The organism is Streptomyces sp. NPDC001493, from assembly GCF_053597235.1.
Map to the genome: position 1 here is coordinate 191,828 of NZ_JBSFHV010000008.1, position 20,579 is coordinate 212,406.

Consider the following 20,579-nt stretch of genomic DNA (forward strand, 5'->3'; position numbering starts at 1 on the left):
CCTGCCGGTCGGACACCGTGCAGGTGAGGACGCGACGCAGGACCCGCAGGGCCCGGCGATGACGATGCCGGGCCCACTCAAGACACGCAGGAGCACGTGGTGATCGAAGAAATCCTCCTCGAAGCCGAGGAGAAGATGGAGAAGGCCGTTGTCGTGGCGAAAGAGGACTTCGCCGCGATCCGGACCGGCCGCGCGCACCCGGCGATGTTCAACAAGATCGTCGCCGACTACTACGGCGCGCTGACCCCGATCAACCAGCTGGCCTCCTTCTCGGTTCCCGAGCCGCGGATGGCCGTGGTGACGCCGTTCGACAAGACCGCGCTGCGCAACATCGAGCAGGCGATCCGCGACTCCGACCTGGGCGTCAACCCCAGCAACGACGGCAATATCATCCGGGTGGTCTTCCCCGAGCTCACCCAGGACCGCCGCAAGGAGTACATCAAGGTCGCCAAGACCAAGGCCGAGGACTCCAAGATCTCGATCCGCTCCATCCGCCGCAAGGCGAAGGAGGCGCTCGACAAGCTCGTCAAGGACAAGGAGTCCGGCGAGGACGAGGTGCGCCGTGCGGAGAAGGAGCTCGACGACACCACCGCGAAGTACGTCGCGCAGGTGGACGAGCTGCTGAAGCACAAGGAAGCCGAGCTGCTCGAAGTCTGATGAACGACTCCTCCTGGGGCGCCCCGCAGGGAGCCGGCTACTGGGGCACGTCCGAGATCGGGGCCGCTCCGGCGGGTCCTGCCCACGATGCGCACGGCGCCCAGCAGACTCGGCCCATGCCCATCGTGCCGGACACTCCCGACGCAGGTAGAGACGACGCGGACGACCACGACGGACGGGACGGGGACGCCACGCACATCAGTGGCCCCCTGTTCCGCGACGAGGTGCCGCAGGCGCCCGCGCCCGCCCCGCAGACACCCGCTCCCGCCCCGCCCCCCGCTCCGCAGAAGAAGCGGGCGGGGCGTGACCTGCGGGCCGCCATAGGGGTCGGCGTGGGTCTCGGTGCCGTCGTCATCGCCTCGCTGTTCGTCGTGAAGGCCGTCTTCGTCGGTGTCGTCGCCGTCGCCGTCGTCGTCGGTCTCTGGGAACTCACCTCTCGGCTCGCCGAGCGGAAGTCGATCAAGGCCCCGCTCGTCCCGCTCGCGGTGGGCGGCGCCGCCATGGTCGTGGCCGGCTACGTGTGGGGGGCGGACGGCGCCTGGATCGCGATGGCGCTCACCTCGCTCGCCGTACTCGTCTGGCGGATGACCGAGAAGCCGGAGGGATACCTGCGGGACGTCACCGCGGGTGTCTTCGCCGCGTTCTACGTACCGTTCCTGGCGACGTTCGTCGCGCTGATGCTGGCCGCGGACGACGGACCGTGGCGGGTGCTGACCTTCCTGATACTGACCGTGGTCAGTGACACCGGCGCGTACGCGGTCGGCTGGCGGTTCGGCAAACACAAGCTCGCCCCGCGCATCAGCCCCGGAAAGACCCGCGAGGGTCTCTTCGGGGCCATCGCCTTCGCGATGGTGGGCGGCGCGCTGTGCGTGCAGTTCCTGATCGACGACGGTTCCTGGTGGCAGGGTCTGCTGCTCGGCCTCGCGGTCGCCGCCAGCGCCACCCTCGGTGACCTCGGTGAGTCCATGATCAAGCGCGATCTCGGCATCAAGGACATGGGCACGCTGCTGCCCGGTCACGGCGGGATCATGGACCGGCTGGACTCGCTCCTGCCGACCGCTCCGGTGGTCTGGCTGCTGCTGGTGCTGTTCGTCGGCAGCGGCTGAGCCCGGGGCCGAGACTTCAGGCGATACGTTCCGGCTGCGGTCCACGGGCCGTGCCCCGCAGATCGGAACGCTTCCGCACACCGCGCTCCACCTGCGTCTTTACGCGCGAAGGGCCCGCTGTCCACAGGACGGCGGGCCCTTCCCGTCGCGTCTGCGACACTGGAAGAACCATGCCTAAGCCCGGAGAACTCACTTTCGTCGCGCCCCGCGGAGCCAAGAGGCCCCCGCGCCACCTCGCCGACCTCACGCCCGCCGAGCGCAAGGAAGCAGTCGCCGCGACCGGCGAGAAGCCGTTCCGCGCGCAGCAGCTCTCGCAGCACTACTTCGCGCGGTACGCGCACGATCCGTCGGAGTGGACGAACATCCCCGCCGGATCGCGGGACAAGCTCGCGGAGGCGCTCTTCCCGGACCTCATGTCCGTGGTCCGCCACATCAGCTGCGACGACGACACCACCCGCAAGACGCTCTGGAAGCTGCACGACGGGACGCTCGTCGAGTCCGTCCTCATGCGCTACCCCGAGCGCGTCACGATGTGCATCTCGTCACAGGCCGGCTGCGGGATGAACTGCCCGTTCTGCGCCACCGGACAGGCCGGCCTCGACCGGAACCTCTCCACCGCCGAGATCGTGCACCAGATCGTGGACGGTATGCGCGCGCTCCGCGACGGTGAGGTGCCGGGCGGGCCCGCGCGCCTCTCCAACATCGTCTTCATGGGGATGGGGGAGCCGCTGGCGAACTACAACCGCGTCGTCGGCGCCATCCGCCGGCTGACCGACCCGGAGCCGGACGGCCTGGGCCTCTCCCAGCGCGGCATCACCGTCTCCACGGTGGGCCTGGTGCCCGCCATGCTGCGCTTCGCGGACGAGGGCTTCAAGTGCCGTCTCGCCGTCTCGCTGCACGCCCCGGACGACGAGCTCCGCGACACCCTCGTGCCCGTGAACACCCGCTGGAAGGTCCGCGAGGTGCTCGACGCCGCGTGGGAGTACGCCGAGAAGTCCGGCCGCCGGATCTCCATCGAGTACGCCCTGATCCGCGACATCAACGACCAGGCGTGGCGGGGCGACCGGCTCGGCCGGCTGCTCAAGGGCAAGCGGGTGCACGTCAACCTCATCCCGCTCAACCCGACGCCGGGCTCGAAGTGGACCGCCTCCCGTCCCGAGGACGAGAAGGCGTTCGTGGAGGCCATCGCCGCCCACGGGGTGCCCGTCACGGTGCGCGACACCCGTGGCCAGGAGATCGACGGCGCCTGCGGGCAGCTGGCCGCCGCCGAGCGCTGAGCAGGCCCCTTCGGGATGCCCCGGTCGGACCGCCGTTGTCGGTCCGACCGGGGCAAAGCCCCCACACAGGGTCCGTGTAGCCTGGCCCCCGCATCCAACTTCATATTCCGACAGGGGAGCGCCACAGCGCTGAGAGTGCGGCACCGGTGAACGGATGGCCGCAGACCCTCTGAACCTCGCCCGGGTCATTCCGGGTAGGAAGTTCGGTCATTACTCAAGCTGTTGCGCCCTGCCCGCTTCCGGCACCCGCCGAAGCGTGCGGGGCCGCGTCTCTTCCTGGTCACCTCCAGGAGGAATCACATGCACACCACGACGAAGTACGCGGCGACCGCGCTCGCCGCCGCACTCGGCGTCACCGCGCTCGCCGGCTGCGGAAGCTCCGACGACGACACGACCGGCTCGGGTGCCTCCAAGGGCTCCAAGACCGTCACCCTGGTCAGCCACGACTCCTTCGCCGCCTCGGACGACGTGCTCAAGGAGTTCACCAAGGAGACCGGCTACACGGTCAAGGTCCTCAAGAGCGGCGACGCCGGAGCGGCCCTCAACCAGGAGATCCTCACCAAGGGCTCCCCGCGCGGCGACGTCTTCTTCGGCGTCGACAACACGCTGCTCTCCCGCGCCCTCGACCAGGGCCTCTTCACCCCGTACAAGGCGAAGGGACTGGACGCCGTCTCGGCCGACACCCAGCTCGACGCCAAGCACCGGGTCACCCCGATCGACACCGGCGACATCTGCGTCAACTACGACAAGAAGTACTTCGCCGACAAGAAGCTGGACCCGCCGCAGTCCTTCGCGGACCTGCTGAAGCCCGCGTACAAGAACCTCCTGGTCACCGAGAACGCCGCCACCTCCTCGCCCGGACTCGGCTTCCTGCTCGGCACCATCGCCGACTCCGGTGAGAAGGGCTACCAGGACTACTGGAAGAAGCTGAAGGCCAACGGCGTCAAGGTCGTCGACGGCTGGGAGCAGGCGTACAACGAGGAGTTCTCGGGCTCGGCCGGTGGCAAGAAGGCGAACGCCGACCGCCCGCTCGTCGTCTCCTACGCCTCCAGCCCGCCGGCCGAGGTCTACTACGCCGACCCGCAGCCGACCGAGGCCCCCACCGGCGTCGCCACCGCGACCTGTTTCCGCCAGATCGAGTTCGCCGGTCTGCTGGACGGGGCGAAGAACGAGGCGGGCGGCAAGGCGCTGCTGGACTTCCTGATCAGCAAGACGTTCCAGGAGGACATGCCGCTCCAGATGTTCGTCGACCCGGTCGTCAAGGACGCGAAGCTGCCGGAGGTCTACACCAAGTTCGGCGCCACCGTGGACAAGCCGTTCACCGTGGCCCCCGAGAAGATCGCCGCCAACCGTGAGCAGTGGGTCCAGACCTGGACCTCGCTCGTCGTGAAGTGACGAAGCCCTAAGTGCCGAAGACAGCCGGAACCACCGCGCGCCGCCGCACCACCGGCGGCGCGCGCTCCCTCGCGACGCGGCTCGGCCTGATGGCCGTGCCCGTCGCGTTCTTCGCGCTGTTCTTCGCGTACCCGGTCGCCGCGATCGTGGCCCGGGGGCTGAAGACCGAGGACGGCTGGCAGTTCGCGCGCTTCGGCGAGGTCCTCGGCCGCGCCGACCTGCTGGACGTCCTCTGGTTCACCACCTGGCAGGCGTTCGCCTCCACCGCGCTGACGCTGCTGATCGCCCTGCCCGGCGCCTACGTCTTCGCCCGCCTCGACTTCCCCGGCAAACAACTGCTGCGCGCGATCGTCACCGTGCCGTTCGTGCTGCCGACCGTCGTCGTCGGCACGGCCTTCCTCGCCCTGCTCGGACGCGGTGGGCTGCTCGACGAGCTGTGGGGCGTACGCCTCGACACCACCGTCTGGGCGATCCTGCTGGCCCACGTCTTCTTCAACTACGCGGTGGTCGTACGGACCGTCGGCGGGCTCTGGTCGCAGCTCGACCCGCGTCAGGAGGAGGCCGCCCGGGTGCTCGGCGCGGGGCGGTTCGCCGCCTGGCGGCGGGTGACGCTGCCCGCGCTCGCCCCCGCCGTGGGCGCCGCCGCCCTCATGGTCTTCCTGTTCACGTTCACCTCGTTCGGTGTCGTACAGATCCTCGGCGGTCCCGCCTACTCCACGCTCGAAGTGGAGATCTACCGGCAGACCGCGCAGCTGCTCGACCTGCCCACCGCCGCCGTACTGACCCTCGTCCAGTTCGTCGCCGTCGGCGCCATCCTGGCCGTGCACGCGCGTACGGTACGCCGCCGGGAGCGGGCCCTGCGCCTCGTCGACCCGGCGCTGACCGCCCGCCGCCCGCGCGGCGCGGGCCAGTGGGCGCTCCTCGGCGGGCTCCTGCTGACCGTGCTCGTGCTCATCCTGCTGCCCCTCGGGGTCCTGGTGGAGCGGTCCTTCGACCAGCCCGGGGGGCACGGATTCGCCTACTACCGGGCCCTGGGATCGGCCGAGGCCAGCGGTTCCACCTTCCTGGTCGCCCCGTTGGAGGCGATTTGGAACTCCCTCCAGTACGCCCTCGCCGCGACCGGCATCTCCCTCGTCGTCGGAGGGCTCGCCGCCGCCGCGCTCACCCGCCGGGCGGGGCGGCTGGTCCGGGGCTTCGACGCGCTCCTCATGCTGCCGCTCGGCGTCTCCGCCGTCACCGTGGGCTTCGGCTTCCTGATCACGCTGGACGAACCGCCGCTCGATCTGCGCACCTCCTGGATCCTGGTGCCGCTCGCCCAGGCGCTCGTGGGCGTCCCCTTCGTCGTACGGACCATGCTGCCGGTCCTGCGCGCCGTGGACGCCCGGCTGCGGGAGGCGGCGGCCGTCCTCGGCGCCTCGCCGCTGCGGGCCTGGCGCGAGGTGGACCTCCCGCTGGTGCGCCGGGCGCTGCTCGTCGCCGCCGGCTTCGCCTTCGCCGTCTCGCTCGGCGAGTTCGGCGCCACCGTCTTCATCGCCCGTCCCGACCGCCCGACCCTGCCGGTCGCCGTGGCGCGCCTGCTGGGCCGTTCGGGGGAGCTCAACTACGGCCAGGCGATGGCCCTCAGCACGATCCTGATGCTGGTGTGCGCCGTCTCCCTGCTGCTCCTCGAACGCATCCGTACCGACCGATCCGGGGAGTTCTGACCATGCTGGAGCTGGACGCGGCCACGGTCCGTTTCGGCGGACGGGCGGTACTGGACGCGGTGGACCTCGCGGTCGCCGACCACGAGATCGTCTGCGTGCTCGGCCCGAGCGGCAGCGGGAAGTCCACCCTGCTGCGCGTCGTCGCGGGGCTCCAGCCGCTCGACGGGGGCCGGGTGTTCCTCGACGGCGCGGACCAGGCGGGCGTCCCGGTGCACCGGCGTGGCCTCGGGCTGATGTTCCAGGACCACCAGCTCTTCCCGCACCGGGACGTGGCCGCCAACGTCGCCTTCGGGCTGCGGATGCGCGGGGTGGACCGGAGCGCCCAGCGCGAACGTGTCGCCGAACTCCTCGATCTGGTGGGTCTCTCCGGCGCGGGCCCCCGGGCCGTCGCCGGACTGTCCGGCGGCGAGCAGCAGCGGGTGGCGCTCGCCCGCGCCCTCGCGCCCAGCCCGAGACTGCTGATGCTGGACGAACCGCTCGGCCAGCTCGACCGGGGACTGCGCGAACGCCTCGTCGTCGAACTCCGCTCGCTCTTCACGGACCTGGGCACGACCGTGCTCGCCGTCACCCACGACCAGGGCGAGGCCTTCGCGCTCGCCGACCGGGTCGTGGTGATGCGGGACGGCCGGATCGCCCAGGCGGGCACCCCGCTGGAGGTCTGGCAGCGCCCCGCCTCCGCCTTCGTCGCCCGCTTCCTCGGCTTCGACAACGTGGTCGCGGCGACGGTCACCGGTGCCACCGCCCGCACCCCGTGGGGCGAGGTGCCCGTACCGAAGGGATCACCGCAGGGCAGCTGCGACCTGCTGGTACGGCCCGCGGGCGTACGGATCGGCGCCCCGGAGGACGGCCTGCGCTGCACGGCCGGAGCGCGTACGTTCCGGGGCGACCGGGTCGCCGTGCGGCTCACCCCCGAGCACGGCCCGGTCGTGGAGGCCGAGTGCGCGCTCGCCGACACCCCGGCCGAGGGCGCGGTCGTCGGGGTCACCTTCGACGCGGCGGGGACGGTGGTCCTGGCGGCGGCGCCGGGGGCCTGACGCCCGGCCGTCCGGCGGCACTTCCGGCGCGTCCTGGCCCACGGCCTACTCTTTTTCGCGGGGGTGGCCATGGAGCCGATGGTTTTCGAGTACCTCTCCTACCCGGTCGCGTGCCAGGGCTGCGGTGCGGAGACGGAGTGCTCGGGCGTTCACGCGCTGGTGGACGAATCCCTGACCTGGGACACGGAGATCAACTGCTCGGCCTGTGGCCTCTGGCAGTCCGCGTGCGGCGGTGAGCTGCCCGCCGGTCTGCGGGACCGCATGCTTTCCGAGCACGGTCCGGTGCGGCTCCGACTGGATCCGGCCACGCGCAACGCCGTGGCCATGCGTGTGCTGAGGGCCGAACTCGGCCTGGCCCTGGCCGAGGCCAGGTCCGTGCTGAACGAGGTCGTCACGGGCGAGTACGTGGGCACGATGCCCGAGATGGAGCGCCTGGCCCGCAGGCTCCGGGCCGCCGGGATCGAGGCCGTGGCCGCCCGGGCATGAGCCGTGCTCCGGCCGCCGATCCGGTTCCCCGAAGAGCGGAACCGTGTACGGAAGCGGGTCCGGCCGCCGATCCGGTCCCGAAGGGCCCCAACGGGATACGGAAGCGCCGAACCGGATACGGAAGCGCCGGGACCCGTGTAACGGAAGCGCCGGACCGGGTCCTACGCTGCCGTCCATGACGATCCAGGGGCCGGCGGCCGAGCCGCGCATATCCGTCCTGTACGACGACTCCCGCCGCGACCTGCGCGACCCCGCCGCGCCCCGCCCGGTACGGCTCTACGTGTGGGAGCCGGTCCGCCGCACGGCCGGCGCCGGTCCGCTGGTCGTGGTGTCGCACGGAACGGGCGGGTCCGGCAGCGCGATGAACTGGCTGGTGCGTCCGCTGGTGGAGGCGGGCCTCCGGGTGGTCGCGCTCGACCACCACGGCAACAACTTCGTCGACGGATACGAGCCCGAGGGCTTTCTCCTCGGTTGGGAGCGCCCCCGGGACGTCACCTTCGCGCTCGACGCGCTGGCCGCCCGGGAACCCCTGGGACCGGTCGGCGCCGCCGGGTTCTCGTTCGGGGGATACACGGCCGCCGCGCTCGCCGGGGCGCGCGTCGACCAGGACGTGGTGGCGGCCGTACTCGACGGAAGGCTGCCGGAGCCGGCGATTCCGGAGTTCCCGGACCTGCTCGCGGCGGTACGGAGGAAGCGGACGCCCGAGGAGCTGATGGCGGCCGTCCGGGACTCCGGCGCGGACGTGTCCGACCCGCGGGTGCGGGCCGTCTTCCAGGTGGCGCCCGGCCTGGGGTCGCTGGTGACGCCCGGCAGCCTGGCCGCGATCCGGATTCCGGTCGCGCTCCGCTGGGGCGGGGCCGACACCGTCACTCCGTACGCCGAGGACACCGCACCGTACCTGGACCACATCCCCGGGATCACCGGGCTCTGCGTGGGTCCCGGCGTCCGGCACGAGGACTTCTTCGAGCACCTGCCGGGCGGCGAGGGGGCCCGGGAGCGGACGGGGGCGGACGCCGCCGCGTTCTTCCTGCACCACCTCACCGGGCGCACCCCGGGGCCCCGGACGTCCCCGAGCCCCGGCCGGTCCTGACCGCCGCCGCGACAGCCCCGGGCGGTCGGCGCAAGCTGGATACGGGCCCCGCCGGTACCGGAAGGGGGCCGACCGGGAAGGACAGTGACGCGGATCATGAGCCATTCAGCGCGCGAGGGCATCGACATCACCCGCGTACTCGACGCCCCCAGGCAGCGCGTCTTCCGGGCGTGGACCGATCCGGAGGACTTCGCGGCCTGGTACGGCGGCGACGCGGAGGTGCCGCTCGACCGGATGTTCATGGACGTACGCCCCGGAGGCACCTGGAGCCTGGTGCTGGTGGTGCCCGGCACCGAGATGCCGTTCCACGGGACGTACCTCGAAGTGGCGGACCCGGAGCGGATCGTCTTCACGCTCCAGGACGCGACGGCCCCCGAGGGCGCCTGCGAGACGGTGACCGCCACCTTCCACGAGCGCCCGGGCTCCACCACCGAACTGGTCTTCCAGCAGCGCGGCGGCCACCTCACGCCCGAGCAGTACGCCGCCGCCGAGGACGGCTGGGAGGCCTTCTTCGACGCCCTCGCCGCCCGCCTGGCCACGCGCCCCTGAGGTCCCGTCCCCGAGGTCCCGTCCCTGAGGTCCCTTCCCCGAGGCCCCGTCCCCGAGGTCCCGCACGAAGCGCGCCGGGGCCCCGCGTAGAGCGGGACCCCGGCGCGCTCGGGCCTCTGGGCCGACTCGGCCTTCTCAGCCCGACAGCGGCAGGGCCGCCAGCTGGGCGAGCACCCAGGTCAGCGGGGCGAACACCAGCAGCAGGGTCACCGCCCGCAGCGCGGTCGCGGAGCGCAGCACGGACGAGTGGGCGCCCATCCGGTGCAGGGTCTCCGCGGTCCGCGCCCGGTCCTGCCGTGCCTCGATCGCGGAGGTCAGCAGGGACGCCGTCGTGCAGCCCAGGACCAGGACGGCCCCGAGCGCGGTGAGCGGCCCGTAGGAGCGCGACCCCGGTTCGTACAGCGCCATCGCCGCGAAGGCGCCCGAGACCACCGCGCAGACGATGCCGAGCGGCCGGCCGATGCGGCGGGCCTCGTCCATCAGGACCCGGCCCGCCAGCAGTCGCACGGCCCCCGGCCGGGCCGACTGGAGCAGCCGGCCGCAGAGGTGGGTGAGGCCGGGCCCGGCGAGCGCCAGGCCGGTCGCGGTGAGGACCCAGCCGGCCAGCACACCGGCGGGGGTGGAGTCGAGCCGGCCGGGCAGCGGGAAGGGGCTGCCCCCCGAGCCCCGGCTCGCGTACGCCTCCACGGCAAGACCCGCGGCGGCCAGCGCCACACCCCAGGGCAGTCCCGCCGGAGCGGCGGCGGGGGAGGCGGGTTCCTCCGCCGCGAACGGTTCGTCCGGCGCCGGGGCCGTGGGCCGGGACCGCAGGGCCAGCGCGCTCGCCACGGATGCCGAGACGGGTACGAGCGCCAGCAGCACCAGTGCGGCGGCGAGCGGCAGCGGGGTACCGGAGCCCAGGAACTCCGCCGCGCCGCCGTCGAAGGGCATTCCGGTCAGGTCGCCACGCAGGTGCAGGAAGAAGAGCAGGGCCACCATCGAGCCGAGCGTGGTGGCGACCGCGGTGGAGACGGCGGCGAGCACCGACAGCCGGACCGGCCCGAGACCCAGGGCGGAGAGCCCGGCACGCGGCCGGGTGCTCGGGTCCGTACGGGCCACCGCGACGGCGAACTGCACGGTGGCCGCCAGCGGTACGAAGCACCACAGCAGCCGCAGCACCGAGCCCGCCGCCTGGGACGGGTGCCCGGAGGCGTGCCCGAGCGTGCTCAGCAGGAGGAAGCCCACCCCGGCGGAGGCGGAGGCGACCAGCAGCCGCCTGACCAGGACGAGGGGATGGGAGCCGCGGGCTAGACGGAGAGCGAGCACGCCGAGCGGCCTTCCGTGTCGGCCACGGCGGGCAGTTTGACGGTGGCGACCCGGCGGCCGTCCAGCATCGGGACCGTGCGGTCGGCGAGTGCGGCGATCTCCGCGTCGTGGGTGGCCATCACCACCGTGATGCCGTGCGAACGCGCCGCCGCCGTGAGGGTACGCAGCAGCTGGTTGCGGTCGGCTCCGTGCAGGGTCGCGGTCGGCTCGTCCGCGAAGATCACGGAAGGAGCGGCGGTGAGGGCGCGTGCCACGGAGATCCGCTGGCGCTGGATCTGGAGCAGCGCGTGGGGCCGCTTCTTGGCGAGCGGGCCGATGTCCATGCGCTCCAGCCACTCCATGGCGGCCTTCCTGGCGGTGCGGTGGGAGACGCCCCGCAGCAGCAGCGGCAGGGCCGCGTTCTCCCAGGCGCTGAGCTCGGGGACGAGCTGCGGATCGGAGGCGATCCAGCCGAACCGGTCGCGTCGCAGCTGTTCGCGCAGGCGGGGGCCCATGGTGTGGACCGGCACACTGTTGAACCACACCTCGCCCTGCTGCGGCACCAGTTGGCCCGAGAGGCAGTGCAGCAGCGTGGACTTTCCGCTGCCGCGCGGCCCCGTGACGGCGAGGATCTCGCCGTCACGGACACCGAGCGAGACACCGCTGAGGCCCGGCGATCCATTGTGGGAGTGATGCAGGGAGCGTGCCCAGATCACGTCGTTGTCCGGCGGGGCCACCATGGCGTACACCTCGGTTCAGGTCAGTTTCCCGTTCCCCCGTACGGGGGAACGAAGACGCGGCCGATCGGTCACTGGGCACGGTAGGGAGTGGGAACGGGGTGTGCGAACAGCACGCGGCCCGGACGAGTTCGTTCTCACTCGATCGGGTGCATTCGGGCCGAGGTGGCCACGAGGGGCGAGGTGGTGTGCGCACGTCGTGGGGGCGGTGATCCGCAGGACGCCCTGGCCGGCCGGCTTCCGTACGTACGCTGGCCGTGAAGGACCGGGCCGACCGGAGACCGACGAAAGACCAACGAGACCGACGAGAGACCGACGAGAAGGAGTGGTGGCTGTGACCACCGAGGTGCGCCGTCTGCGCAACTACATCGACGGGGAATTCCGGGACGCCGCCGACGGGCGGACCATCGACGTGGTCAACCCGGTCACGGAGGAGGTCTACGCGACCTCGCCGCTCTCCGGGCCGGCCGACGTCGACGCCGCCATGGCGGCAGCCGCCGCGGCGTTCCCCGGGTGGCGCGACACCACGCCCGCCGAGCGGCAGAAGGCCCTGCTCAAGATCGCCGACGCGTTCGAGGAGCACGCGGAGGAGCTGATCGCGGCGGAGTCGGAGAACACCGGCAAGCCGTTGGCGCTCACCCGCAGCGAGGAGGTCCCCCCGATGGTGGATCAGATCCGCTTCTTCGCGGGGGCCGCCCGGATGCTGGAGGGCCGCTCGGCCGGGGAGTACATGGAGGGCCTGACCTCGATCGTCCGGCGTGAGCCGGTCGGTGTCTGCGCGCAGGTCGCGCCCTGGAACTACCCGATGATGATGGCGGTCTGGAAGTTCGCCCCGGCCCTCGCGGCGGGGAACACCGTCGTCCTCAAGCCGTCCGACACCACCCCCGCGTCGACCGTCCTGATCGCCGGGATCATCGGCGAGATCCTCCCCGCCGGTGTCTTCAACGTCATCTGCGGCGACCGCGAGACCGGCCGCGCGATGGTGGAGCACCCGACCCCCGCGATGGCCTCGATCACCGGTTCCGTACGGGCCGGTACGGAGGTCGCCGCCTCGGCGGCCAAGGACGTCAAGCGCGTCCACCTGGAGCTCGGCGGCAAGGCCCCCGTCGTGGTCTTCGAGGACGTGGACATCGACAAGGCGGTGGCCGGCATCTCCGAGGCGGGCTACTTCAACGCCGGCCAGGACTGTACGGCGGCGACCCGGGTGCTGGTGCACGAGTCGGTGCACGACGCCTTCGTCGCGGCCCTGGCCGTGGCGGCCAAGGAGACGAAGACGGGACGGCCGGACGACGAGGACGTGCTCTACGGCCCCCTCAACAACGCCGACCAGCTCGCCCAGGTCAGCGGGTTCATCGACCGTCTCCCGGCTCACGCCACCGTCGAGGCGGGCGGCCACCGGGTCGGCGACAAGGGCTACTTCTGGGCGCCGACCGTCGTCTCCGGCCTGCGCCAGGACGACGAGATCATCCAGAACGAGGTCTTCGGCCCCGTCATCACCGTGCAGTCCTTCACCGACGAGGCCCAGGCCCTGGCGTTCGCCAACGGCGTCGAGTACGCGCTCGCCTCCTCGGTGTGGACCAAGGACCACGCCCGCGCGATGCGGATGTCGAAGAACCTCGACTTCGGCTGCGTCTGGATCAACACCCACATTCCGCTGGTCGCCGAAATGCCGCACGGCGGATACAAGAAGTCGGGCTACGGCAAGGACCTCTCGGCGTACGGCTTCGAGGACTACACGCGGATCAAGCACGTCATGACCTCCCTCGAAGGCTGACCGCGCAACCCGTCGGGACGCACCGTGCGCCTCCTGGACGGCCCCCGGTTCTCCGGGGGCCGTGCTGCGTCCAGGGGATCACCGGTTCCGACGGAGCGCTTTTGAACATGTTCATAAAAGGCGTACAGTGCGAGGCATGAGCGAGCGGGCCCTGTTGCGGCGCATACGCGTGTGGTTGGTCTTCTTCATCGTCTGTCTGGCACTGAGCGGGCTCACCGCCTTCCCGCTCGTGCACGAACTCCGCTGGACCGAGGAGCTCTTGGCCTCCTCCGCGTCACCGGTCCCCGAGCATCTGCCCGCCCTCATGGAGTGGATCACCCGGGTGCGTACCGGGCTCGACGAGGCCGACGCGCGGTACCCCTTCGTGCTGTACGGGACCGACTGGCTGGCCTTCGCTCATCTCGTCATCGCCGTGGCGTTCTACGGGCCCTACCGCGATCCGGTGCGCAACATCTGGGTGGTGGAGTTCGGCATGATCGCCTGCGCCGGCATCCTGCCGCTCGCCCTGATCTGCGGGCCGCTGAGGGGCATTCCCTTCTGGTGGACGGTCATCGACATGTCGTTCGGCGTGTTCGGAGTCGTCCCGCTGCTCGTGGTGCGGCGGCTGATCAAGCGGCTGGAGGCAGCGGGGCCGAGCGGCGCCGAACCGCCGCTGCGGAGGGCGCCCGCCCCGGCGGGATGAGGGTGGAGTGAGGGGCGCGGGTGTCCTCGCCGTTCAGGGTGCGGACGGGGCGCCGTACGCGGCGATGATGATGTTCAGCGCCGTGGGGTTCACCTCCTCACCCTTGGCGTCCGTGGAGTTGACGCTGTAGACGAGAGTCCTCGACAGATCCCGGGTCGCGGCTATCGCGGTGTTGTAGCCGTAGCGGCCGCCCGTCTTTCCCCAGACCTCCCGCCCGCCCAGTGTCATTACCGAGAGCCCGGCGCTGTACTGGGCGGGGTCGCCGGATCCGTACATGCGCACGGAGCGGTCGGGCAAGGTGAACATCTCCTCCAGCAGGGGGCCGCGCACCACGCGGCCCTGGAACAAAGCCCGGGTGAACCGCTCCAGGTCGGCGGTGGTCGACACGATGTCTCCCGCCGCCCATGCGTCTGCCGTCCCCCAGACCGAGACGTCCCGCAGTTCCGATGTGCCGTCGGCGGCCGGGAAGAGCTGGTAGCCGTGGTTGTGCGCACCCCGGATGCGCGCCCCGCCCTCGGGGAAGTACGTGGAGTCCAGCCCGAGTGGGCGCAGGATGCGCGCCGAGACCTGATGGGCGTATCGGTCGCCGGTGACCTTCTCGATCAGCAGGCCCAGCAGGGTGTAGTTGATGTTGAGGTAGTGCTGGCTCCGGCCCGGCGCGAACTCAGGCTCCTTCGCGGTCGCGGAGGCGACCATCTCCTGCGGGGTGTGCGGGTCGAAACGGTGGGCGTACCACTCCTCCACCGTCCCGCCCGGCATGTCGGCCGCCGGAATCCCGCTGGTGTGGTTGAGCAACTGGCCCACGGTGACACCGGCGTACGTGGCCGGGACGAGGGCGGGGAGGTAGGACCGGACGGTGCGGCCCAGCGACAACTTCCGCTCCCCGACCAACTGGAGGGCCGTGGCCGCCGTGAAGACCTTGGTCACGGAGCCCGCCCGGAAGCGGGCGTCGGGGTCGGCAGGCCTGCCGGAGGCGAGATCGTGCACACCGGCGCTGCCCCGCCATGCGCCGTCCGTGCCTCCGACCCGGACGAGCGCGGCCGTGGCGTCCTCCCGGGGGAGCCCCGCGATCGCCGCCGCCAGAGCGCGGGAGTCGGCGTCGCCGACGGTGGTGTCATCGACGGTGGTTACGCCGCGGACGGTCGCGGCGGCGGCCGGGCCGGTCACCGCGTGCCCCGGTACGGCGGCCGGACCGGCCAGGACGCCGAGGATCAGCGGCGAGGCGAGCAGGGTTCGGGTGCGGTTCTTCATCGGGGCCTCCGTCGTGGGATGTCGTCCTTCTGCGGTGACTCCATCCTGTTGATCCCGGGTGCCCCGCGGATCACCCGAGCGGGGGTTTGGCCGGGGGAACCTACCTCCCCCGAGCGAGGGAGGCGGGAGCGTCTCCTCCCTCTCCCGGGGGAGAGGGAGCCACCAGCCCCGTCTCGTAGGCGCAGATGACCGCCTGGACGCGGTCGCGCAGCCCCAGCTTGGACAGCACGTTGCCCACGTGCGTCTTCACCGTGTGCTCGCTGACGACGAGGGCCTCGGCGATCTCCGCGTTGGAGAGCCCGCGCGCCAGGTGCAGCAGCGTCTCCCGCTCCCGGCCGGTCAGCCCTGTCAGCCGGGCCGCGGCGGTGGACGGGATGGTGGGCGCCGGCCGCGCCGTGTACTCGGCGATCAGCCGGCGGGCCACGGACGGCGCCAGCAGGGAATCACCGGCCGCGGCCACCCGTACCGCGTGCACGAGATCGTCCCGGCGTACGTCCTTCAGAAGAAAACCGCTCGCCCCGGCCCGCAACGCCTCGAACACGTAGGCGTCCGTGTCGAAGGTGGTGAGCATGACGGACCGGCAGTCGCTCGACGCGCTGATCGTCCGGCACGCCTCGATACCGTCCATGACCGGCATCCGGACGTCCAGCAGCGCCACGTCCGGGCCGAGCGCGCGCACCGCCGCCACGGCCCCGGCCCCGTCACCCACCTCCGCGACCACCTCGATGTCCGGCTGCGCGTCGAGAATCATGGCGAAGCCGCTGCGCACCAGCTCCTGGTCGTCGGCCACCACCACGCGAATCGTCAACTGAGGTCCTCCTGAACGGGAAAGGCGAAGGGGATGGTGGCCGACACCTGGAAGCCGCGGCCTCCGGGAGCGGGGCCCGTGCGGGCCGTCCCTCCGTGCGCCGCGGCCCGCTCCCGTATGCCGACCAGCCCGAACCCCGAGGGTGGCGACGACCCGGGTGGCGGCGACCGCGACGGCCAGGCGGGAACGCGGCCGTCGGTGGTGCGGCTTCCGTCGTCCGTCACCACGAGCACCAACGCGTCCGCGCGGTAGACGAGTTCCACGGTGACCCGGGAGAACGGCGCGTGCTTCACCACGTTGGTCAACGCCTCCTGCGCGATACGGTGCGCCGCCGCCCCCACATCGGACGGAACCGGCCGGGGCGAGCCCGTCACCACGTGGACTACCTCCGAGCCGCTCGCCCGCACCCGCTCGATCAGCCTGGGCAACTCGCCCAGCCCGGGCTGAGGTTCACGCGGTGCCGCCTCGGCCGCCGCCCCCTCCTCGCGCAGCACGCCCAGCATGCGGCGCAGCTGCGTCATCGCGTCCCGCCCCGCTTCCGAGATCGCCTCGAAGGCCGCCTCCGCGCGCTCCGGGGCCGTGCGCACCGCCACCGGCCCGGCCTCTGCCTGCACCACCATCAGGCTCACCGCGTGCGCCAGGACATCGTGCATCTCCCGGGCGATCCGGGCCCGTTCCCGGGCAGCCGCCCGCTCGGCCTCCACGTGGCGCGTCAACTCCAGCTGTTCGGCACGCTCCTCCACGGCCCGGGTGTACTCCTGGCGGAAGCGGGCGAGCCGGCCGAAGCCGTAGGCCCCGCCGAGGACGATGAGGGAGAAGACCAGCTCGCGGATCTCGCCCGTGTTCCACGCGGTGGCGGGGAAGACGGTCGCGAGCGACAGGGCGAGCAGGAGCTGCCGACGTGGCGAGGGGCAGGCGGAGCCCACCGTGTAGAGGGCGACCAGCGCCGTGTACGGCAGGGTCTGCCCCGGTCCGTCCAGTGCCGCCGTGTAGAGCCCGAGCGCCCCCAAGCAGACCAGCAGCACCGTGGCCGGGGCCCGGCGGCGCCACGCCAGCGGCAGTACCGTCAGCGTCGTCAGCAGGTAGGCCGTGAGGTCCGCCGGCTCCTGGCCCGGGTCGCGGGGGAGCAGCCAGGGCACGCTCACCGCGGCCTGCACCAGCAGAGCCACCCCGGCGTCCGCAGCCCAGGCGCGGCCACGCCACCCCGCGCGCGCCCGCGCCCACCGTCCCCGTACGCCCACGTCCACCACGCCCCCCCCGGCCGCGGGGCCGCACCCCTGACGGACCCGGCGGCCATCATGCCGGACGACGGCACGGAACGGGCTCGTTCCGGGCCGCCCGGGCGGAGGTCAACCGCGTCCGCCCGGAGCCGGGTCGGCGAGCAGGGCGCGCAGCACGTCGATCCGGTTGGTGGTGATCGAGTCGACCCCCCGGGAGACGAGCCGGCGCATGGTGCGCCCGGTGTCGGCGGTCCAGGCGGAGACGAGCAGGCCGTCCCGGTGCGCGCGGTCCGTCAGGTCCCGTGTCACCAGCCCGAACCGGTAGTTGAGCCAGCGCGGGCCGATCGCCGCGAGGAGTCCGGGGCGGGGCGGGGCGAGAGTCGTCCAGGTCAGGGCGATCTCGGCCGAGGGGTCGTTGGCGCGCACCCGCAGCATCGCGTCGGGGCCCGCGCAGTAGTAGGCGCGGTCCCCCGCCCCGCACTCGCGCACCGTACCCACGATCGTCCGCACCGAGGCGTCCGTGGAGCCGGGCAGGTCCACCATCACCCGGTGCGGGCCGACCGCCGCCAGCGCCTCGCGCAGGGTCGGCACTCCGCCGCCGGTGCGCTCCGCCAACTCGGCGTGGTCGAGCGCGTCCAGGCGGACGTCGTGGCCCCAGAGCCGCTCCAGCGTGGCGTCGTGAAGGAGGACGGGGACCCCGTCGCGGGTCACCCGGACGTCGATCTCGACCGCGTCCGCCCCCCGTTCGAGGGCGGACCGGATCGAGGACAGCGTGTTCTCACGGGCGCGGTAGGGATCTCCGCGATGCCCCACGGCGGTGACGGTGTGTGCCATGGGGCCATTGTCGCGGCCGGTTCAGCGGCCGGGGGCCGCCAGCCACTGTGTCGTGTACGTGTCGATCTCGGCGGCCAGCTTCCGCTTGTCGGCCGGGTCCATGAAGGACGCCTCCACGCCGTTCTTCGCCAGCTCCGCGACCCCGCGCTCGTCCAGCTCCAGCAGGCGGGCGGCCACGGCGTACTCGTTGTTCAGGTCGGTGCCGAACATCGGCGGGTCGTCGCTGTTGACGGTGACCAGCACACCGGCCGCCACCATCTCCTTGATCGGGTGCGAGTCCAGGTCCGCCACCGCGCGCGTCGCGATGTTGGACGTCGGGCAGACCTCCAGCGGGATCCGCCGCTCCGCGAGGTGCTGGAGCAGGGCCGGGTCCTGTACGGAACTCGTCCCGTGCCCGATGCGCTCGGCGCGCAGCGACGTCAGGGCGTCCCACACCGTCTGCGGGCCCGTCGTCTCGCCGGCGTGCGGCACCGAGTGGAGCCCGGCCGCGATGGCACGGTCGAAGTACGGCTTGAACTGCGGGCGGTCCACGCCCACCTCGGGTCCGCCGAGCCCGAACGAGACCAGCCCCTCGGGCCGCAGGTCCACGGCCAGCCGGGCGGTCTCCTCGGCCGATACGAGCCCCGCCTCCCCGGGGATGTCGAAGCACCAGCGCAGCACGGTGCCGAACTCCGCCTCGGCCGCCTTGCGGGCGTCCTCTATCGCCTCCATGAACCCCTGCTCGGGGATGCCGCGCCGGGTCGAGCTGTACGGGGTCACGGTCAGCTCGGCGTACCGGATGTTCTGCCGGGCCATGTCGCGGGCGACCTCGTACGTGAGCAGCCGGACGTCCTCCGGGGTACGGATCAGGTCCACCACCGAGAGGTACACCTCGATGAAGTGGCCGAAGTCCGTGAAGGTGAAGTAGTCGGCCAGCGCCTCGGGGTCGGTGGGCACCTTGGAGTCCGGGTGGTGGGCGGCCAGCTCGGCCACGATGCGCGGGGACGCCGAGCCGACGTGATGCACGTGGAGTTCGGCCTTGGGCAGTCCCGCGATGAAGGGGTGGAGGTCGGTCATCAGGAATCTCTCCGGTGGTTCTCGGTACGCCGGTACCGACCGCCCGCGGCGCCCGGTTCTCCGGCAGGGGCCGCCGGTGGCACCGTTCATCGTAGGCGGCAGCTGAAGGGCGCGGCCCGGGCCGTAGCATGACGGCACCACTAGGGGGGAGTCACATGTCAGAGAACATCGAGCCGCCCAGCGGCGGGGAGGCACCCCGCGATCCCTGGGCCGCACCGGAGAACAGGGTCGACCTGGGCAAGCAGGGCGGGGACGTCCGTCCGCCCGCGGTGCACGACCAGCCGACCGTCACGTCCGTACCCGGCGTCGGGGAGCCGCAGCAGGAAGCCTGGGCGGCCCCGGTCGCCGGAGGGTTCGGGCCCCCGCCGGCGCAGGGCGGTCCCGGTCCCGGACCTTCCGCGATGCCCCCGCCGCCGGTCTCGCCGAACGGCCCGGGGCAGCAGCCGGCCGGCCAGTACGGCTACCCGGCCGCCCCGCCGCAGCCGTACCCCAACTACGCCGGGTACGACGCCTACGGCGGCCAGGCGGCCTGGGCACCCACCCCGAACAACGGGATGGGCATCGCGGCGATGGTGCTGGGCATCCTCTCCATCTGCCTGTTCTGCATGTACGGGGTCCTGAGCATCGTCCTGGGCGTGCTGGCCCTGATCTTCGGCATCCTGGGCCGCAAGCGCGCCCAGCGGGGCGAGGCCACCAACGGCGGCCAGGCGCTCGCCGGGATCATCACCGGGTCCATCGGGATCCTGATCGGCGCGGTGATCATCGGATTCCTGATCTGGCTGTTCGCCACGCACGCGGAGGATTTCGAGGACAGCGGGTCCACGGACGACCCGTTCGCCACGTCCCTCGTCGTCGAAGGGTCCTGACGCCCGGGAAGCACCGCGCCGTCCGTCCCACGCCGTCCGTCCGACCGGGCCCATGCCCGGCCGTGCGGACGGCGCGTGGTTTTCGGGGCAGGAACTCAAGCGGGCTCGGGCGCTTCGGTCCGGAGCCGCTCCCGTGCCTCCATCAGCGCGAACCCCAGCAGGTTCAGCCCGCGCCACCGCCCGGGGTCCTCGGCCCGCTCGTCGTCCTTCGCCAGCCCGATGCCCCAGATGCGGTCCACGGGGCTCGCCTCCACCAGGACGCGGTTCCCGGTGGAGAGCAGGTACGCGCGCAGCGCCGGGTCCTGCCCGAACTTGTGGACGCTGCCCGCCACCACGAGGCCGAAGCGCTCCCGCACCCACACCTCCTCGTCGAAGCCCCGGACCAGGCGCCCCGCCTTCTTCGCGGCGGCCGGACTGCGGGCCTCCAGCGCGGCCCGCTCCGCCTCGGCATCGCCGAAGAGCCTCGCCTTCCCGGCCATCATCCAGTGCTCGGCGGAGGGGTACCCCACCCCGTCGACGGTGAACGGCGACGGCCACCACTGGCTGAGACAGGAGGCGCCCAGCGTGCCGTCCGGAAGGGGGCGGTGGCCCCAGAAGAGCAGGTACTTGACCCGCTTGCCGTTCCGGGTCCGGGCGCGGAGATCGTCCATCTGTTCCATGACAGGGGAGTGTGGCACCCGCCACTGACATCGGCGGCGACGGCGGCCGCGGCACTGGACCGGCGACCCGGTCCGGAGGAATGCGACGGGTGGTGGCTTTCATCCCAACTT

The 20,579-nt window shown here is 72.3% G+C and carries 19 protein-coding genes and 1 pseudogene; 12 read left to right on the forward strand and 8 right to left on the reverse strand.

The genetic code is table 11. The features are described 5' to 3' along the window. Positions 1–99 precede the first annotated feature (99 nt). The 9 genes from frr (at position 100) to ACWCWD_RS14640 (ending at position 9,297) form a co-directional block, all read left to right on the forward strand. Positions 100–657: a ribosome recycling factor gene (gene frr, locus ACWCWD_RS14600; protein ID WP_450772932.1), complete on the forward strand. Its 558-nt coding sequence runs from the start codon at positions 100–102 to the stop codon at positions 655–657. Further along, positions 657–1,763, forward strand: coding sequence for a phosphatidate cytidylyltransferase (locus ACWCWD_RS14605; RefSeq protein ID WP_450772933.1), 1,107 nt, complete (start codon positions 657–659; stop codon positions 1,761–1,763). Before frr ends, ACWCWD_RS14605 begins: the two co-directional genes overlap by 1 nt. 170 nt (positions 1,764–1,933) lie before the next feature. Next, positions 1,934–3,040 carry a 23S rRNA (adenine(2503)-C(2))-methyltransferase RlmN gene (gene rlmN / locus ACWCWD_RS14610; RefSeq protein WP_386894067.1) on the forward strand — a complete coding sequence of 369 codons (1,107 nt, stop codon included), beginning with the start codon at positions 1,934–1,936 and terminating at the stop codon, positions 3,038–3,040. A gap of 300 nt (positions 3,041–3,340) precedes the next feature. Beyond that, complete coding sequence (locus ACWCWD_RS14615; protein ID WP_450772936.1) at positions 3,341–4,435, forward strand: thiamine ABC transporter substrate-binding protein; 1,095 nt, start codon at positions 3,341–3,343, stop codon at positions 4,433–4,435. An 89-nt stretch (positions 4,436–4,524) separates the two neighbouring features. After that, positions 4,525–6,138, forward strand: a complete 1,614-nt coding sequence (locus tag ACWCWD_RS14620; protein WP_450773050.1) for an ABC transporter permease — start codon at positions 4,525–4,527, stop codon at positions 6,136–6,138. 2 nt (positions 6,139–6,140) lie between these two features. Further along, entirely contained in the window at positions 6,141–7,172 is a 1,032-nt protein-coding gene (locus ACWCWD_RS14625; RefSeq protein ID WP_450772938.1) for an ABC transporter ATP-binding protein, read from the forward strand. A gap of 69 nt (positions 7,173–7,241) precedes the next feature. After that, positions 7,242–7,658: a hypothetical protein gene (locus ACWCWD_RS14630; RefSeq protein WP_450772940.1), complete on the forward strand. Its 417-nt coding sequence runs from the start codon at positions 7,242–7,244 to the stop codon at positions 7,656–7,658. 175 nt (positions 7,659–7,833) lie between these two features. Beyond that, entirely contained in the window at positions 7,834–8,748 is a 915-nt protein-coding gene (locus ACWCWD_RS14635; RefSeq protein ID WP_450772942.1) for an alpha/beta hydrolase family protein, read from the forward strand. A 96-nt stretch (positions 8,749–8,844) separates the two neighbouring features. Next, a complete protein-coding gene (locus ACWCWD_RS14640; protein WP_450772943.1) occupies positions 8,845–9,297 on the forward strand; it encodes an SRPBCC family protein in 453 nt (150 codons plus the stop codon). A 135-nt stretch (positions 9,298–9,432) separates the two neighbouring features. Here ACWCWD_RS14640 and ACWCWD_RS14645 read toward each other — a convergent pair whose 3' ends face one another. Both ACWCWD_RS14645 and ACWCWD_RS14650 read right to left on the reverse strand, forming a co-directional pair. Then, a complete protein-coding gene (locus tag ACWCWD_RS14645; protein WP_450772944.1) occupies positions 9,433–10,602 on the reverse strand; it encodes a hypothetical protein in 1,170 nt (389 codons plus the stop codon). Beyond that, a pseudogene (locus ACWCWD_RS14650) lies at positions 10,584–11,237 on the reverse strand (ABC transporter ATP-binding protein); the annotation flags it as partial. The gene ACWCWD_RS14645 and the pseudogene ACWCWD_RS14650, both read right to left, overlap by 19 nt. 415 nt (positions 11,238–11,652) lie before the next feature. On the opposite strand from ACWCWD_RS14650, the gene ACWCWD_RS14655 reads away from it, so the two are divergent. Together ACWCWD_RS14655 and ACWCWD_RS14660 are read left to right on the forward strand one after the other, a co-directional pair. Then, positions 11,653–13,092 (forward strand): gamma-aminobutyraldehyde dehydrogenase, encoded by a 1,440-nt coding sequence (locus ACWCWD_RS14655; RefSeq protein WP_450772946.1) that lies wholly within the window; start codon positions 11,653–11,655, stop codon positions 13,090–13,092. 136 nt (positions 13,093–13,228) lie between these two features. Beyond that, positions 13,229–13,774, forward strand: a complete 546-nt coding sequence (locus tag ACWCWD_RS14660) for a hypothetical protein (RefSeq protein WP_450772947.1) — start codon at positions 13,229–13,231, stop codon at positions 13,772–13,774. A gap of 33 nt (positions 13,775–13,807) precedes the next feature. On the opposite strand, the gene ACWCWD_RS14665 is transcribed toward ACWCWD_RS14660, so the two are convergent. The 5 genes from ACWCWD_RS14665 to ACWCWD_RS14685 form a co-directional block, all read right to left on the reverse strand. Next, positions 13,808–15,025, reverse strand: a complete 1,218-nt coding sequence (locus tag ACWCWD_RS14665; protein ID WP_450772949.1) for a serine hydrolase domain-containing protein — start codon at positions 15,023–15,025, stop codon at positions 13,808–13,810. A gap of 100 nt (positions 15,026–15,125) precedes the next feature. Next, entirely contained in the window at positions 15,126–15,833 is a 708-nt protein-coding gene (locus tag ACWCWD_RS14670) for a response regulator (protein ID WP_450772951.1), read from the reverse strand. After that, on the reverse strand, positions 15,830–17,080 hold the full coding sequence (locus tag ACWCWD_RS14675) for a sensor histidine kinase (RefSeq protein WP_450773051.1): 1,251 nt from the start codon (positions 17,078–17,080) through the stop codon (positions 15,830–15,832). The genes ACWCWD_RS14670 and ACWCWD_RS14675 overlap by 4 nt, the downstream gene beginning before the upstream one ends. A 102-nt stretch (positions 17,081–17,182) precedes the next feature. Further along, the gene (locus ACWCWD_RS14680) at positions 17,183–17,887 is read right to left on the reverse strand and encodes a glycerophosphodiester phosphodiesterase (protein WP_450772952.1); all 705 of its coding nucleotides are present in this window, start codon (positions 17,885–17,887) and stop codon (positions 17,183–17,185) included. Between the two features lie 21 nt (positions 17,888–17,908). Further along, positions 17,909–18,943 (reverse strand): adenosine deaminase, encoded by a 1,035-nt coding sequence (locus ACWCWD_RS14685; protein WP_450772954.1) that lies wholly within the window; start codon positions 18,941–18,943, stop codon positions 17,909–17,911. A 155-nt stretch (positions 18,944–19,098) separates the two neighbouring features. Between ACWCWD_RS14685 and ACWCWD_RS14690 the strand changes: the two genes are divergently transcribed. Beyond that, positions 19,099–19,809, forward strand: a complete 711-nt coding sequence (locus ACWCWD_RS14690) for a DUF4190 domain-containing protein (protein ID WP_450772955.1) — start codon at positions 19,099–19,101, stop codon at positions 19,807–19,809. 95 nt (positions 19,810–19,904) lie between these two features. On the opposite strand, the gene ACWCWD_RS14695 is transcribed toward ACWCWD_RS14690, so the two are convergent. Further along, positions 19,905–20,459 carry an NADAR family protein gene (locus ACWCWD_RS14695; protein WP_450773053.1) on the reverse strand — a complete coding sequence of 185 codons (555 nt, stop codon included), beginning with the start codon at positions 20,457–20,459 and terminating at the stop codon, positions 19,905–19,907. Positions 20,460–20,579: the final 120 nt, after the last annotated feature.

Bases quoted from the DNA above. Each gene is read 5' to 3' on its own strand.
- rlmN (WP_386894067.1), top strand. From the start codon at position 1,934: ATGCCTAAGCCCGGAGAACTCACTTTCGTCGCGCCCCGCGGAGCCAAG.
- ACWCWD_RS14625 (WP_450772938.1), top strand. From the start codon at position 6,141: ATGCTGGAGCTGGACGCGGCCACGGTCCGTTTCGGCGGACGGGCGGTA.
- ACWCWD_RS14680 (WP_450772952.1), bottom strand. From the start codon at position 17,887: ATGGCACACACCGTCACCGCCGTGGGGCATCGCGGAGATCCCTACCGC.
- ACWCWD_RS14660 (WP_450772947.1), top strand. From the start codon at position 13,229: ATGAGCGAGCGGGCCCTGTTGCGGCGCATACGCGTGTGGTTGGTCTTC.
- ACWCWD_RS14665 (WP_450772949.1), bottom strand. From the start codon at position 15,025: ATGAAGAACCGCACCCGAACCCTGCTCGCCTCGCCGCTGATCCTCGGC.
- ACWCWD_RS14640 (WP_450772943.1), top strand. From the start codon at position 8,845: ATGAGCCATTCAGCGCGCGAGGGCATCGACATCACCCGCGTACTCGAC.
- ACWCWD_RS14630 (WP_450772940.1), top strand. From the start codon at position 7,242: ATGGAGCCGATGGTTTTCGAGTACCTCTCCTACCCGGTCGCGTGCCAG.
- ACWCWD_RS14690 (WP_450772955.1), top strand. From the start codon at position 19,099: ATGTCAGAGAACATCGAGCCGCCCAGCGGCGGGGAGGCACCCCGCGAT.
- ACWCWD_RS14695 (WP_450773053.1), bottom strand. From the start codon at position 20,459: ATGGACGATCTCCGCGCCCGGACCCGGAACGGCAAGCGGGTCAAGTAC.
- ACWCWD_RS14620 (WP_450773050.1), top strand. From the start codon at position 4,525: ATGGCCGTGCCCGTCGCGTTCTTCGCGCTGTTCTTCGCGTACCCGGTC.
- ACWCWD_RS14635 (WP_450772942.1), top strand. From the start codon at position 7,834: ATGACGATCCAGGGGCCGGCGGCCGAGCCGCGCATATCCGTCCTGTAC.
- ACWCWD_RS14685 (WP_450772954.1), bottom strand. From the start codon at position 18,943: ATGACCGACCTCCACCCCTTCATCGCGGGACTGCCCAAGGCCGAACTC.
- ACWCWD_RS14615 (WP_450772936.1), top strand. From the start codon at position 3,341: ATGCACACCACGACGAAGTACGCGGCGACCGCGCTCGCCGCCGCACTC.
- ACWCWD_RS14605 (WP_450772933.1), top strand. From the start codon at position 657: ATGAACGACTCCTCCTGGGGCGCCCCGCAGGGAGCCGGCTACTGGGGC.